The organism is Rhizobium sp. NZLR11, from assembly GCF_019685115.1.
Taxonomy (GTDB): Bacteria; Pseudomonadota; Alphaproteobacteria; order Rhizobiales; family Rhizobiaceae; genus Rhizobium.
Genome location: NZ_JABDWD010000014.1, coordinates 29,716 through 43,620, shown reverse-complemented (window position 1 = coordinate 43,620; position 13,905 = coordinate 29,716). Strand labels below are relative to the sequence as shown.

Annotated in this window: 12 protein-coding genes and 1 pseudogene; 10 read left to right on the top strand and 3 right to left on the bottom strand. The window is 57.7% G+C overall.

Going from position 1 to position 13,905, the window contains the following annotated elements; genetic code table 11:
- Positions 1-212: 212 nt before the first annotated feature.
- Both HJB83_RS22570 and HJB83_RS22565 read right to left on the bottom strand, forming a co-directional pair.
- The gene (locus tag HJB83_RS22570) at positions 213-1,007 is read right to left on the bottom strand and encodes an SDR family NAD(P)-dependent oxidoreductase (RefSeq protein ID WP_221159621.1); all 795 of its coding nucleotides are present in this window, start codon (positions 1,005-1,007) and stop codon (positions 213-215) included.
- Positions 1,008-1,061: 54 nt separating this feature from the next.
- Positions 1,062-1,853: an aspartate/glutamate racemase family protein gene (locus HJB83_RS22565; RefSeq protein WP_221159620.1), complete on the bottom strand. Its 792-nt coding sequence runs from the start codon at positions 1,851-1,853 to the stop codon at positions 1,062-1,064.
- A gap of 184 nt (positions 1,854-2,037) precedes the next feature.
- On the opposite strand from HJB83_RS22565, the gene HJB83_RS22560 reads away from it, so the two are divergent.
- The 3 genes from HJB83_RS22560 to HJB83_RS22550 all read left to right on the top strand — a co-directional run bounded on the left by HJB83_RS22560 (position 2,038) and on the right by HJB83_RS22550 (position 5,175).
- Positions 2,038-3,147 carry a nitronate monooxygenase family protein gene (locus tag HJB83_RS22560; RefSeq protein WP_221159619.1) on the top strand — a complete coding sequence of 370 codons (1,110 nt, stop codon included), beginning with the start codon at positions 2,038-2,040 and terminating at the stop codon, positions 3,145-3,147.
- Positions 3,148-3,256: 109 nt separating this feature from the next.
- Positions 3,257-4,072 (top strand): ABC transporter substrate-binding protein, encoded by an 816-nt coding sequence (locus HJB83_RS22555; protein WP_221159618.1) that lies wholly within the window; start codon positions 3,257-3,259, stop codon positions 4,070-4,072.
- Between the two features lie 209 nt (positions 4,073-4,281).
- Positions 4,282-5,175, top strand: a complete 894-nt coding sequence (locus HJB83_RS22550) for a hypothetical protein (protein WP_221159617.1) — start codon at positions 4,282-4,284, stop codon at positions 5,173-5,175.
- 63 nt (positions 5,176-5,238) lie between these two features.
- Here the strand turns inward: HJB83_RS22550 and HJB83_RS22545 are convergent, their stop codons facing one another.
- Entirely contained in the window at positions 5,239-6,057 is an 819-nt protein-coding gene (locus HJB83_RS22545) for a citryl-CoA lyase (protein WP_221159616.1), read from the bottom strand.
- A 121-nt stretch (positions 6,058-6,178) separates the two neighbouring features.
- Here HJB83_RS22545 and HJB83_RS22540 point away from each other — a divergent pair, with 121 nt between their 5' ends.
- The 7 genes and pseudogenes from HJB83_RS22540 (at position 6,179) to HJB83_RS22510 (ending at position 13,801) form a co-directional block, all read left to right on the top strand.
- Entirely contained in the window at positions 6,179-6,670 is a 492-nt protein-coding gene (locus tag HJB83_RS22540; RefSeq protein ID WP_221159615.1) for a thioesterase family protein, read from the top strand.
- Positions 6,671-6,700: 30 nt separating this feature from the next.
- Positions 6,701-7,624, top strand: a pseudogene (locus tag HJB83_RS22535) (NAD(P)/FAD-dependent oxidoreductase); the annotation flags it as partial.
- 493 nt (positions 7,625-8,117) lie between these two features.
- Positions 8,118-8,504 carry a RidA family protein gene (locus HJB83_RS22530; RefSeq protein WP_221159613.1) on the top strand — a complete coding sequence of 129 codons (387 nt, stop codon included), beginning with the start codon at positions 8,118-8,120 and terminating at the stop codon, positions 8,502-8,504.
- A gap of 14 nt (positions 8,505-8,518) precedes the next feature.
- Positions 8,519-10,132, top strand: coding sequence for an NAD(P)/FAD-dependent oxidoreductase (locus HJB83_RS22525; protein WP_221159612.1), 1,614 nt, complete (start codon positions 8,519-8,521; stop codon positions 10,130-10,132).
- Positions 10,133-10,150: 18 nt separating this feature from the next.
- A complete protein-coding gene (locus tag HJB83_RS22520) occupies positions 10,151-11,332 on the top strand; it encodes an acyl-CoA dehydrogenase family protein (protein WP_221159611.1) in 1,182 nt (393 codons plus the stop codon).
- On the top strand, positions 11,329-12,156 hold the full coding sequence (locus tag HJB83_RS22515; protein ID WP_221159610.1) for a polysaccharide deacetylase: 828 nt from the start codon (positions 11,329-11,331) through the stop codon (positions 12,154-12,156). Before HJB83_RS22520 ends, HJB83_RS22515 begins: the two co-directional genes overlap by 4 nt.
- A complete protein-coding gene (locus HJB83_RS22510; protein WP_259671383.1) occupies positions 12,122-13,801 on the top strand; it encodes a class I adenylate-forming enzyme family protein in 1,680 nt (559 codons plus the stop codon). Before HJB83_RS22515 ends, HJB83_RS22510 begins: the two co-directional genes overlap by 35 nt.
- Positions 13,802-13,905: the final 104 nt, after the last annotated feature.

The following is a 13,905-nucleotide window of genomic DNA, read 5'->3' as shown; positions in this document are numbered from 1 at the left end:
GACAACCTGTCTGCGGCCTTTTCAGTTCTGGAATGCCGTTTGTTTCAAGGACGGGGGATGGCGCAGCGAGATCCTGGCCAGCATGGTCAACCCTCAAAGAGAACTCACTAATAAGGGGAGTGCTCAGCCCGGCCAGTGGCATGTATGCCGTGTTTCGATCGCGGCATATGCACCCCTAACGGTTGCAAGGGGCGCTGCCAAGATTGTATCTGTTAGGTGGCCGTCCACCCGCCATCAATGGCAATCGCCTGGCCGGAGACGTAGCTTCCGGCATCTGTCGCCAGAAACAGAGCAACCGCAGCAACTTCGTGCGGCAAGCCCTTGCGCTTTGCCGGAACTAGCCGCTTGTATCCCTCCGGATCGCTGCCGACGCCCTTTTGCATGTCGGGACCGTCGGCACCCAAGATGGCCGCAGAGTTACCGCGAATGTCGGTCTGGATTACGCCCGGGCAAATTGCGTTGACCGTGATCCCATACTGGCTGTGACTGACAGCGATCTGGCGTGTAAGGCCCACAACACCAAATTTCGACGCCGTATAGGAGGCGCCATCCGCCGCACCACGTAGTCCGCCAACCGACGATGTGTTGATGATCCTGCCTGCGCCTTTTGCCATCATGTGCTTCAGGGCTGCCCGGCACCCGAAGAAGGTACCCTTCAGATTGATGTCGATAATCTGGTCCCAGAGTGCTTCAGTCGTCTCCAGACAATCGGCAAATCCGTCGAACACGCCGGCATTGTTCACCATGACGTCGATTGCGCCAAATCGCTCGACAGCGCCTTCCACCAGAGCGTTGACCTCTCCTTCCACGCGGACGTCGGTCTTCTGGAAAAAGACCTTCAAACCAGCTGCGACCAGTTCATCGGAAAATTTCGTCCCGACTTGGTCGAGGATCCCCCCGATGACGACGTTTGCGCCCGCCTCGGCCAAGGCGCGCGTGATGGCAGCGCCAATGCCGGTTTCTCCGCCGGTGATGACTGCTGTTCGTCCCGACAAGCTCAGTTCCACAGCATTCTCCAATCATAGATCTGTTTTCGAGTGTCGCCGCGGGTGCGGCTCTAGCTATCTGGCAGATTGCGGTTTCGATGCATTCCAGACGCGTCGGGCATTATCGAACTCGTCCTTGAAATGCCCGGTGGGTTGCATGTAGAAGCCCTGGCGAGCCAGCTGATAGCCGCCTTTCTTGTGAAGATCGGCAAGTCCTTCCGCTATTTTCAGCGCCATCAGGTTGGGATTGATGATTGGCACCTCCGAGGGACTGCCGCCGTCCATCAGGTACTCCTGGTAGATCGCTGCGATTATGGTGCAGCCCATGATGACGGTTTCGGCTCCGAAGCGCTCTGCGGCCTGTTTGGACAGGCGCACCACGTCCTTGGCAACGGCCTGCCGGTCATGGATCATGTCCTTAACGAACCAATCGATTGCATCGACGCCGCGAACCGTGTTGCCCTGGCCATTCAGGCGAGCCTGATCGTAGATATAGGGAACAGCCTTGCGGTGATCAGTCAGCACCATCGTTGAGTGTCCGTAGTAAGCCGCCATCTGGAACGATGCTTCAAGTGGGCCGATAACCGGAATGTCGACGAGCTCGCGCGCGATCCTGACGCCCGGATCGTAGAGGCAGCCGACGATCACGGCGTCGTATCCGGCTTCCTGCGCCACCATGATCTGCTCGAAGAGCGATTGTTCGATCATGTGTTTTGAATAGAAGAAATCGATGTCCGCCGGGCAATTGTCGAGATGCGTGACGTCAAGGGCCGTGCCCTCGGACGCGTAGTGCGACAACGTCTTTAGGATGATCGCGTCATAGCTTTCCGACCCGAACGGATTGATGAAGTTGATGCGTTTTGTCATTGGCGCTCACAAAAACTGACCAAAGGGAATGTAAATTAGACCCGAAAGTTTGATTACTCTTTTGGCTCCTTGTCAAGCGCATATCGCCAGGCTGGGCACGACGCGGACGACTAAAATTTCTGTTGACATACTTGCTAGTCAAAATAACAGTACTAAAAGTCTTTAATTTAGGCGGAGAGGTTTGATGAAAACGGCCATCACTGAAATGTTTGGCATCGAAGCCCCGATCTTCGCCTTCAGTCACTGCCGCGATGTCGTCGTCGCGACGTCAAAAGCCGGTGGGATCGGGGTTCTCGGAGCCGCCTGGATGACGCCTGAGCATCTTGAGCAGGAACTGAAGTGGATCGACGATCACATTGAGGGCAAGCCCTACGGTGTGGACATGATCTTCACCTCGACCGCCTCCGACATCTCAGGCGGCAAGAGTCCCAGCAAGATCCTTCCACGCGAGCAGGTCGACTATATCAACGGCCTGATGTCCCAGGATGGTGTGCCCGAACTTCCTCAAGAAGATGTCGACGGCTGGTACGAAGACTATGCCGCGAACTTGAGCTTCACGCAGGAGGAGAGTAACGCCCTTTTTGAGGTCGCTATGCGCCACCCCGTCAAGCTGGTTGTCAGCGCACTCGGCGTTGCCCCATCAAGCGTGATCGACAGGGCTCACGCTGCCGGGATCAAGTTCGGCGCCCTAGTCGGATCGTCCCGCCAAGCCGAAAAACAGGTTGAAGCCGGCATGGACCTGATCATAGCCCAGGGCACAGAGGGCGGTGGACACACCGGAACCGTGGCTTCAATGGTCTTGTGGCCGGAAGTGGTCGATCGCGTTCATCCGATCCCGGTTTTGGCTGCCGGCGGCGTCGGCAACGGCCGCCAGATGGCGGCAGCACTTGCCCTAGGCGCAGAGGGCGTCTGGTGCGGAACGGTTTGGCTCGGTACCGTCGAAAGCGAGCTCAATCCGGATATGCGCGACGTCCTATACGCGGCCAAATCCACCGATGCAGTCATCACTTACGGCTATACCGGCAAGCCGTGCCGTGCGCTGAAAAGCAAGTTCACCGAGGCCTGGGCGGCTGAAGACGCGCCCAAGCCTCTGAAAGTCCCTCTCCAGTCAATTTTGTCGGGCGAGCCTTTCCGCAGGGCGGAGCGGTCCCATCGAAAGGACTGGATGACCTATGCAGCAGGTCAAGTCGTCGGCCAGGTCAACGAGCCGAAGACCGTCAAGCAGGTCGTCTACGACATGTTGACCGAATATGTCGACGCGATGGAGCGCATGGAGAGCCTGCTGCAGGACTGAGCCCCGCCCGTCCGAGAATTCGAAAGCCTCTGTGTTTTCCAAGATCCGGTTACAGGGTGAGACCGGCAAGCCAGTCACCTTCGTCAAAAAGCAAAGAGAGGGAATAACTATGAAGCGTATTCTAGCATTTACAGCAATGGCTCTGCTGGCCCAGGCCGCATCCAGTTTCGCAGCCGACTGTGCGACAAAGGTCAAAACCGTCCAGGAAGGTAAGCTGATCGTTGCTGCCTACGACTACCCGCCTTTCTCGGTCACCTCGGGCCAGGGCATTTCCGGCATCGACGTCGACATTGTCACCCGCGCCGCCAAGGAAAATTGTCTGGAGGTTGTTCCCATGGTGCTCGATCCGGCAGCAACCATCCAGGCGGTCGTCAGCGGCAAGGCAGACGTTGCCATAGGAAGCTGGAACCGCACCGAAAAACGAGCCAAGGCCGTGTCGATGTCGGCGCCGACCTATCTCGATCCAATGGGGATCTTCTCCAAGGATGGCGCAGACACTGTGGCCGCCTTCGACGGCAAGAATGTCGGTACCGTCCAGGGCTATCTTTGGGTTGGCGAGATGCAGAAGATGCTCGGACCCAAGTTGAAGCTTTATCCGACGCCTGTGGCGCTCGCACAGGACCTAGAAGCCGGACGTATCGATATCGCCGCGGACGGTTACAATTCAGGCGCTTACATCCAGAAGACGGCGGACGGCTACAAGGGCATCCAGATCAAGCTCGCAAAGCCTGACGAGCGCATCCAGGCTTCGATCCTGCCCGCCCAGGCCGGCGTGATCTACACGAAGGGGAATGAATCGCTCGGGGCCGCCCTCGACAAAAGCATCGAAGGCCAGCACAAGGACGCGACGATTGTAAAAGAACTAGAAGCTGCCGGCTTTGACAAGAAGGTCGGAGACGTCGGTGAGCCACGTATGGTGAAGTAGTCCCTTTCAGCTTTTTACCGTGAAGACCGCTTCGGGCAGCCGAAGCGGTCTTTTGGTTTTTGCGGCCGTCCATGCTTGGTGGCTTGAACGGCTTTGCGAGCTTACGTCCGGGTTCTATTTTTCTGGCAACGGATCTCGGGTAAGGTCGTCGGCAAGACCATTGCGTGGCCGGCGTCGATTGCAACGGGACGTGACCGCGGAGGAGCTATATGTTGAACTGGCCTGGCATTCCCGATGATGCAATTGAGTTCTTTTACAAGGTGTTCGCCGAGGCGAACCGCATTGTGTCGGAGCGATTGATCAATGTTCCCAACATCCGCGAAACCAGCCTGGATGACGGGCTAATCGAAGCAATTATACCCTCTTGCGCCCCAAGACTTCTGCCGTCCGGAGCGCTCGTGCAAATGGACGTGCACAATATCGGTGGCCCGCGACGTCTCTACAGTTGGGAGACAGCCGATATTGCAATCCTTGTTTTCGTCTACCGGGCCGAGGCGCTTATTGCGCAAAAGATTGGTCTATTACAGTCCAAGCGGCTCTACCCCGAGAACAATGATGTCCAGGACGAAGACCCGGTGGGATTTCAATATGGCATGAACGAGTTTCTGCGTCGGGATCCTCACTCACCGTTGCACAAGTTGGACGTCCAGTATGATTTCGTGGACGGCTGTAAATACGCTGCCCTGAAAGCGGGCAGCAAGCAGGTGGCGGCGATGAAGGACATGAACAATGTCTTTGGCGAGGTCGTCTACTACCTCCTTTATAATCCACCAACCGTGCCGTCATCGACCCGGTATCCCGTCAAGGAGTATGTCCGATTTGAAGAGGCTCCGGTCGGTTGCCGCGTGCGGACGACGGGTGCCGTCGAGACGTCGCTGGAAGCCCTCAAGGAGGGAGAATCGCCCACATATGCTCAGCTCGACGGTGCGCAGGCTACCGGCAATTGGCGCCTTGAATCCTGGGTCGTTGATCTTTTGAAATGCAATGTCGGGCAGCAGTTTGATGAGAGCCGAGAGGAAAAAATCGCTCAAATGCTGGAGCGGCGGTCCGGACCGATCGGGGCGGCGATCGCGATATCCATCGCCTTGCCTAAGGATGGCTGATCCGGTTTTGGTGTTTCGATGAGCCGGGCGCCTCTCAGATGGGACGCCCGCTCGCCTGACCGGTCAAGCAGTCCAGCCCGCGGCTGCCAGATCCCTGTTCAATTCCTTGCGCTCGCGCGCGTAGTCGACAATATCGTCGGGAAGCGTGCGAATACGGGTCTTCGACTGAAGCTCCTCGGAGATATGGGCAACGACGCCGGGGAACGTCGACAGAAGGGCAAGACCTGTCATTTCGTCGGGGGTGAACGACATTTCCGTGAGGATGGCAGCCATCATGCCGACTTCGTTGATGGCCATCTCGGGCTTGTTCACCCGCTTGATGAAAGCGCGATGAACCGCTTCATACCAGTCGCAGACATCACCCCACACGCCCGCCTCGACAGCAATCGTCTTAAGCTTCTGCGCTCGCGGGTCGAGATATTTGAAGTTCGGATGGCCGAAGCCGCCAACGCGCATCTTCGTCTGGCGGATCTCGTCGACCGCGGCTTCCGCACATTCGTCGATGGATGCGCCGGGCTTGCGGTGCGTGTCGTAGGTGTTGCGAATGAAGGCCCCGGCGCTATCAGGCGCAAGCGTATATTCGCCTGCCGAAAGCATCGCCGTCGCAAGACCGGCAACCATTGAGGGATTGCCGGAGACACAGTAGCGAGCTGCCACGGTTCCCGGCTTCTTCAGAGAATAATCGAGGACGGAGCAAAGGACCGCGTCGATCATCTTCGTCTGTCCCGGTGTCGGGAGCTTTCCGCGAATGAGCAGATAGGTTGCCGCCGCAAAGGACATGTTGCCGATAATGTCGCCCAGGCTGTAGCCGCGGATGAAGACATCTGCATCCTCGACATCGCTCACGCTGGTAGTCCACGACTTTCGCACATCAGTGGTCATATACTCGCTCCTTCCTGAACTGGTATTCCGACCATAGACTGGCCGCTCGCCAAAATAGTTATCAAGGATCGAAATATTTGTCCAGCGGGTATGTTTTTCGGATTTTGTGGTATAATTTCTTTTGGAGACGATCGTCGCGAATCCGTCCCGGGCGGAGCTGATCGCAGCATCATCATTGGAGGCTCTATTGAGAACTTACTCTGGCGTGGTTTATCCTTTAAATTGTGATGCCATGGGCCACATGAACGTCCAGTATTATGTCGCGGCCTTCGACCAGGCGATGTGGCATCTGGTTCATGCTCTGGGCTACCGCGCAGAGTGGCAGACAGAGCATAGCCAAGGCTGGGCGGACGTCCAGCACACGGTGAGCTTCTCGAAGGAGCTCAAGATCGGCAGCCTCTTTTACATCGACAGTACCGTTGGACGCGTCGGACAAACGTCACTGACAACGCTCCATAAGCTCTACGATATGACCGGCAACCTCTCCGCAGCGAACGAGATCAAATCGGTCTACTTCGACCTCAAGGAGCGGAGAAGCTTGCCGTTGCCCGACGTGATCAGATTGGAGGCAGAGCAGTCGCTCTTCAGGCTCCAGGACATTCAGCCGCTCTAACCCGACGCGCAAACCACAGACAGGACCCGTATGAAAGATCATCATCTCGTCGTCGTCGGTGGCGGGTTCGCCGGCCTGCAACTGATCAACGACCTCATGGGCGTTCCGACCCGGATAACGCTCATCGACAGGCGCAACCATCACCTTTTCCAGCCTCTGCTCTACCAAGTGGCAACGACACTCTTGGCGACATCGGAAATCGCCTGGCCGATCCGCTCTCTTTATCGGAACCGGTCGGAGGTGACGACGCTGCTCGGCGAGGTCGTTTCCGTGGACGCGAAAGCCAATGAGCTGTCGCTCAGCAATGGCGAGGCTATCTCATACGACAGTCTGGTGCTTGCAACGGGCGCAACGCACGCCTACGTCGGCCGGGATGAATGGGAGCCGGTCGCTCCCGGGCTCAAGACGCTGGAGGATGCGACGACAATCCGTCGACGAGCCTTGCTCGCCTTCGAGAGGGCAGAGGCAACGCGGTCGTCAGGAGAGAAAGCAGCGTTTCTAACGTTTGCGATTGTCGGGGCAGGGCCAACAGGCGTTGAGCTTGCGGGGATCATCGCCGAGCTTGCCCACAGAACGCTTCCGCAGGAATTCCGCCGTATCGATACGCGTGCGACCCGCGTCCTCCTGATTGAGGCAGGGGGACGGATATTGCCAAGTTTTGACGAAGCGCTTGCGCGTTATGCACACGATAGCCTGCGTAAGCGCGGCGTTGAAATCATACTCGGTCGGCCGGTGACCAATTGCTCCGTCGAGGGGGGCACGATCGGGGACGATTTCATAGCCTGCAAGACCATCATTTGGGCTGCAGGTGTGAAGGCGTCGCCGGCGGCCAAATGGTTGGCTACAAATTCAGATCGCGCTGGACGCACGATCGTGAATCCGGATCTGACTGTCTCCGGCCAGCCGAACGTGTTTGTCATTGGCGATACCGCTTGCGTGATCCAAGCTGAGGGGGCCCTTGAGCGGCCTTTTTCCTTTTTTGATTGGTTGGTCCGTCCAGCATACCTTGACGTCAAAATGTTTGACCGGCACGACCGAAGTGGTATCGTCTGCCGATAGAACAAAAAAGGGGCTCGCATGCAGACCGACGAGAACAAAACGCAGGCTGTCCATGGCCGCGGAATGATATGGCCCGGGAGCTCCGGCTCACCCGATGACATTCGCTGGGCGACTTTGCTCCTAAAGGCTCTCAGCTTTCTCCTTCGAAAGACCGCCGCTGCCGGGCGCTTTGCCTCCGACCCTGTACGGGCTCTCTTCGGCGGCTTGGTGGGCAGCGTCTGGGTCGTAGACATTCGCGTTTAACAGCGCGATTTCGTTCCAAAGCCAGCTCGCTCGAAAAACTGACGATCAAGTATTTTTATTTGTACTATCAGTCAGATTTGCTGTACATCTGGGACTAACGGAATTATCGTCAGGATAACACCGAGGCCTTTGAAGGAGTTGCATGATGTTGACCGCAGTGAACCCGCCAGGAAGCGCATGGCCCGGCGTTTCGCAAGGCGTTATCCTTAAGGGTAGCGGCGTTTTCGTTTCGACAGGGCATGTTGGAACCGACGCGGCCGGCGAGATCATCGTATCTTCGCCGGAAGATCAGATCGTCGCGTTGTTCGACAACCTAAGGGTGACGCTGACCGCCGCGGGCCTGGAGTTTGGCAACGTTGCGCGGATGACCTGCTATGTCAAAAGCTTCGACGAGACGACGATGGCGACCTTGCGTTCCGTCAGAGCCCGTTACTGGAACCAGGACTGCCCGCCCTCAAGCGTGATTGTTCAGGCGGCCCTCTACGATCCCCGCCTGCTGGTCGAAGCCGAAGTGCTCGCGGTCGTCCCGTAATGCCGGAGGTCTCGATGAGAAAGTTCGATGTAATCGTCATCGGCGGTGGCCATAATGGTCTCGTCTGTGCGTGCTATCTCGCAAAGGCCGGACTGAAGGTTTGCGTCGTGGAACGGCAGCCGTTCGTCGGCGGGGCTGCGATCTCCCGCGAGGTCTGGCCGGGCTTTACGATCTCTGTCGCGTCCTACTGGATGAGCATGCTGCAGCCGAAGATCATGCTCGACCTCGGGCTCCAGGAAAATGGCGTTGAAGTCATCTCTGTCCCTCCGAGCTTTCATCCGTTCGATAGTGGAAAGAGCATCGTCTATTGGCCCGATGAGCAGCGCTTCGTCGAGGAACTCGCACAGTTCTCGAAAAAGGACGCCGAGAACTATCCGAAGTTTGCCGCCCATATGGCCGACATCATTCCCTATATCCGCCGGCTGATGTTTGAGACTCCGGTAGACCCGATGACCGGCAAGATCAAGGACATCACAAAGGCCATGTCGCTTGCCTGGCGGCTACGTGACATCGGCGCCCGCGTCTATGACATCTGGGACCTGCTCACCCTCAGCGCTGACGATTATCTGCGCCGCTGGTTCGAAAGCGATGAGGTTTTGACGGCATTCGGCAGTTATGCATCGGGTTCGGCAGGTCTGATCAGCCCGAAGACCCAAGGCTCAGCCTACGTGCTCGCGAGACCTTACCTGCGCGACAACTCGACATCTGCTGGCGGAGGCGGGCTGATCAAAGGCGGCATGGGTTCGATATCTGAAGCGCTTCTGCGTGTCGCCAAGGCTCACGGCGTCGAGGTCTTGACCGGTGAGAAGGTTAGGAAAGTCGCTATCAGTAACGGCAAAGCCGTTGGCGTCGAACTCGAAAGCGGCCCGCATCTTATAGCCAAGACGGTCGTCTCAAACGCCGGCGCGAAGATGACCTACTTCGACCTGATCGGCACAGAACACCTTTCGGACGCCGTCAAGGGCCAGGTCGAGCGCCATCGCACCAAGTCGATTGCCTTTAAGATCAACCTCGCCTGCAATGCGTTACCGCGATGGACGGCCTACGACAGCCGCAGACTAAACGAGCCGAACCCAGGCTCTGTCACACTTGCTGAAAATTGCGGTGAGCTGGAAGATGCGTTTCACACCGCTCAAAACGGTGAGATGGCCAAACATCCATATCTCTGGATCACCACGCCGAGCGCCTTTGACGAGACCGTCGCCCCTGAGGGCAAGCACGTCGTTCAGATCATGGGCGGACACGTCCCCTACAAGCTCAACGGACGTGAGTGGGACGAGACGACGAAAAAGGAACTTCTCGACATCGTCGTCGATCAGATTTGCCGCTATGCGCCGGGTTTCGAAAAAGAAGTCCTGCACGCCCAGATCCTGACGCCGAAGGACATCGAGGAGATGTTTGCCATGGTTGACGGTCATGTTCACCATGGTGAGATGAGCCTCGACCAAGTGTTCTTCCGCCGACCGATCCAGCACTACGCCGACTATCGTACACCGATTTCTGGGATGTACATGTGCGGCGCAGCCTGCCACCCGGGCGGCGGCGTTAACGGCGTGCCCGGTCACAATGCGGCACGTGAAATTCTCCGGGACCTCGGCAAGGCGTTTCCGGCCAAGGTTCGCCCATAGGGAGGCAGTGGACGGCAGATGAACTACGAGCAATTTACGCCCGAAGAAAACGAAATCGTCTCCACCGTGGAGCGGTTCATCGAAGAGCGCGTCCGGCCAGATGTCATGGTCTTTGAGAGGGACCGCATCTACCCGCAGGCCATTGTCGAGGAGATGAAAGAGCTTGGTCTCTTCGGGATCGCGGTTCCAGAAGAGTTTGGGGGCCTCGGCCTCAGGGTTCCGGTCTTTGCCGCCGTTATGGAGATTGTCGCGCGCGGCTGGACCACACTTGCAGCCTATATCAACAGCCATTCGACGGTGGCCTATGCGATAGCGTCGCACGGAACCGGCGAGCAAAAGGAAAAATACCTACCGGGTCTAGCGACGGGCGATTTCAGGGGCTCGCTTTGCCTGACGGAACCGGGCTGCGGATCTGATCTCCAGGCCATTCGCGCGAACGCGGTCGACCGGGGAGGGGCCTACGATCTGACGGCGAGCAAAACCTACGTTACAAATGGCGACAAGGCGACGCTCCTGCTGACGCTGGTCAAGCATCCAAGGGAGAGCCCGGAGGCAAAACAGAAGTTCAGCCTGCTTCTCGTCGATAAAGCCGCCGCCGGCGTGACCGTGACCACGACGTTCCACAAGATGGCCTTTGGCTTGGTCGATACCGTGCAAATCGAAATGGACAACGTCGCCGTTCCCAAAGCGAACCTGCTCGGTGCTGCCGAAGGCAAGGGTTTCCATCAATTGTTCGGCTCTCTTGAGATCGGCCGGATTGGGATTGCCATCAGCGCGGTCGGTCTTGCCGCAAATTCACTCTCTGAAGCAAAGCGCTACGCATCGGAGCGCGTCACCTTCGGCGTGACGATCGACAAGCACCAGGCAATCCAGTTCAAGCTGGCCGACATGGCGACGAAACTCGTGACCGCGCGTTTGATCACCATGGAAGCAGCCTGGATGAAGGAACGCGGCGGGCGTTGCGACATGATCAGCGCAATGGCGAAAATGTACGCCAGCGACGCGGCGGTGGAGATCGTTCACGACGCGGTCAAGGTTCACGGGGGCGCCGGCTACATCCAGGAATATGCGGTCGAAAGGCTTTACCGCGAGGCGTTACTTTATACGATCGGGGAAGGCACGAACGACATCAACCGGATCGTCATCTCTCGCCGCATCAATGGCGACGAAGAGCAGACCTATCTCGGACTTGTGCCATGACCACCGTTTGCCTCACCTTCGATTTCGATGCCGTCTCGCTATGGATCAGTTCGCTGAAGCAGGCCACGGCCAATCCGATGTCGCGCGGCGAGTTTGCCCCGAGGGTCGGGTTGCCCAGGGTCTTGGCGCTCCTGTTGGAAAAGGGCGTGAAGGCAACCTTTTTCGTGCCGGCACACACTGCGGTCTCGTTCAACGCCGAGACGAGGCGCATTCTGGACGACGGCCATGAGATCGGGATCCACGGGTACTGTCACGAAACGCCGGTTGGCTTAAGTAAGACCGATGAGGCATCCCTCCTGGATAAAGCGATCGCCAAACTACGCAATGCGCTCGGCCAGGATTTTACGCCGGTCGGATACCGCTCGCCCGCCTGGGATCTGTCGGAGAATTCGATCTCGCTGCTCGAAGAGCGGGGCATTGTCTACGACAGCAGCCTGATGGCCGACGACTACAAGCCATATTGGGCCTCGAGAGGCTTTCAAGTCTCGGAAGAAGCATACCAGGCAGGTCCAGCGTCGAAGGTGGTCGAGATTCCGGTAGCCTGGGAGCTCGACGACTTTCCGCACTTCATGTTTTTGAACAAGCCGCTCTATCTCGGCATGCGAACCCCGGCTGAGGTCTACGAGCTCTGGCGCGAAGAATTCGATTTCTCGGTCACGATCGAAGGTTCGGTATTCACCTTGACCATGCATCCCGAAATCATCGGCCGCGGCCCGCGCATGGCAATGCTGTCGCGCCTGATAGACCACATGAAATCGACATCGGGCACGACGTTCTCGACGGTTGCAGATGCGGCCCGACATTGGCGGGTGCGATCTCTTTAGCCTGCCCAAGCGCCAGTTGCGCCCGCCGAATTGGGCGCGACGAGACAGTCTTTCTTCTGACAGGTCCTCAGGGCCAGCGACAAAAAGCGATATGGCTGATATCGCAAACGAGGGTTTGAACGTGACAGACAATTCCGCAGCGCCATTTCCATCCGTCTTTGCAGCCCTTGAGGCTTCGGTTCGGACAAACCCTGACAAGGTGGCTGTTATTTTTGAAGATCAGTCCCTGAGCTACCGGCAATTGCTCGAGAAGGTCGACAACACGGCGCGCCATCTGCTAGCGCTCGGTATAGGCAAAGGCGAAACCGTTGCCGCATTTGCGCAAAACCGCCCTGAGCTGATCTATTGCTACTATGCTGCGGCCAGATTGGGAGCAATCTTCGTGCCGCTCAATCCAAACCTGACGCAAAGCGAAGTCGAATACAGCTTCCGACACAGCGACGCAAAAATCCTGTTCTACGACGACTTGGTCGCCGATACCGCCAAGGGCGCAGTCGCTGCAGAGGCGCTCGTCCCCATGAGCCGGTTAGGAAATGTTCTGCCCGCAACGGAAATCGCCGCGCCATCGGTCGAGCCGGACGACGACTTCCTGATCATTTACACGTCCGGCTCAACAGGAGCGCCGAAAGCAATCATTCTTGATCACAAGGCGCAGATCAATTGCCCGATCGCCCTGGCAAGGCTGTGGGGCGTGACGTCGGCCGACAAGACGCTTGTCGCGCTGCCGCTCGGCTATCTCTATGGACTCTCGACCGCCGCTGCAGCGGGATTGCAGGCAGGTGGGACAGTGATCATTCTTCGCCGCTTCCACCCGCGCGACGTCCTGGAAGCCTTCATCGAACACCAGGTTTCGGTATTCCACGGTGTGCCGACAATGTTTTCCATGATGCTTGAATATTGCGAGCAACGTGATCTCAAGTTCGATCTGAGCGGCGTGCGCAAATTGATCTGTGCCGGCGCACCCCTCTCCGACGAAATGGCCGGCCGTTTCGAGGGCAAGTTTGCGAGATCGCTGGAAAATTACTACGCGCTGACCGAATGCACCCCGGTCTTCGGACGGTATTTTGATAACGCACACGCTCTCCCTGATGGCTCGATCGGTCGGGCGGCGCCCGGCGCGATCGTCAAGGTTGTTCGCTCAGATGGAAGCGAGTGCGCCGTGGATGAGGACGGCGAGCTCCTTGTGCAGGCAGCCGCCACGATGAAGCGGTATTTGAAAAATCCTGAGATGACTCAGGCCACTATGACCGATGGCCTCTTTAGAACAGGGGATCTCGTCAAGCGCGACGAAGACGGCTTCTTCTACATCACCGGCCGCATTAAGGAGATCATCATTCGCGGCGGGGCGAATATCTCGCCCTCCGAGGTCGAAAAGGTATTGATCGCTCATCCAGGTGTCCAGGATGCGGCCGTCATTGGGGCGACTGACCGCATCTTCGGGGAGATCCCAGTCGCAATTGTCGTGCGCCGTCACGGATCGGAGGTGACGCAGGACGAGCTCATTGCGCATGTCGAAGCCACGTTGTCCGACTTCAAGGTGCCACGCACGATCTTCTTCGAGCCAGTCCTGCCCCAGGGAAAGACTGGAAAGACCGACAAGAAGCTTCTGAAAGAACGTGTCGAGCCGCTTTTGGCAGCTCGCTGACTAGCCAGAGATCAACCTCTTGGAGTGATGCGATGGACCGTTTGCAATATCGATCCCTTGACGGCCTGAGCCTTGCCTCTTTGCTTCATTCCCGGCTGCAGAAC

Excerpts from the sequence above, each read along its gene's own strand:
- HJB83_RS22520 (WP_221159611.1), top strand. The coding sequence starts at position 10,151 with ATGAACTACGAGCAATTTACGCCCGAAGAAAACGAAATCGTCTCCACC.
- HJB83_RS22545 (WP_221159616.1), bottom strand. The coding sequence starts at position 6,057 with ATGACCACTGATGTGCGAAAGTCGTGGACTACCAGCGTGAGCGATGTC.
- HJB83_RS22550 (WP_221159617.1), top strand. The coding sequence starts at position 4,282 with ATGTTGAACTGGCCTGGCATTCCCGATGATGCAATTGAGTTCTTTTAC.
- HJB83_RS22565 (WP_221159620.1), bottom strand. The coding sequence starts at position 1,853 with ATGACAAAACGCATCAACTTCATCAATCCGTTCGGGTCGGAAAGCTAT.
- HJB83_RS22515 (WP_221159610.1), top strand. The coding sequence starts at position 11,329 with ATGACCACCGTTTGCCTCACCTTCGATTTCGATGCCGTCTCGCTATGG.
- HJB83_RS22510 (WP_259671383.1), top strand. The coding sequence starts at position 12,122 with ATGCGGCCCGACATTGGCGGGTGCGATCTCTTTAGCCTGCCCAAGCGC.
- HJB83_RS22560 (WP_221159619.1), top strand. The coding sequence starts at position 2,038 with ATGAAAACGGCCATCACTGAAATGTTTGGCATCGAAGCCCCGATCTTC.
- HJB83_RS22525 (WP_221159612.1), top strand. The coding sequence starts at position 8,519 with ATGAGAAAGTTCGATGTAATCGTCATCGGCGGTGGCCATAATGGTCTC.
- HJB83_RS22530 (WP_221159613.1), top strand. The coding sequence starts at position 8,118 with ATGTTGACCGCAGTGAACCCGCCAGGAAGCGCATGGCCCGGCGTTTCG.
- HJB83_RS22555 (WP_221159618.1), top strand. The coding sequence starts at position 3,257 with ATGAAGCGTATTCTAGCATTTACAGCAATGGCTCTGCTGGCCCAGGCC.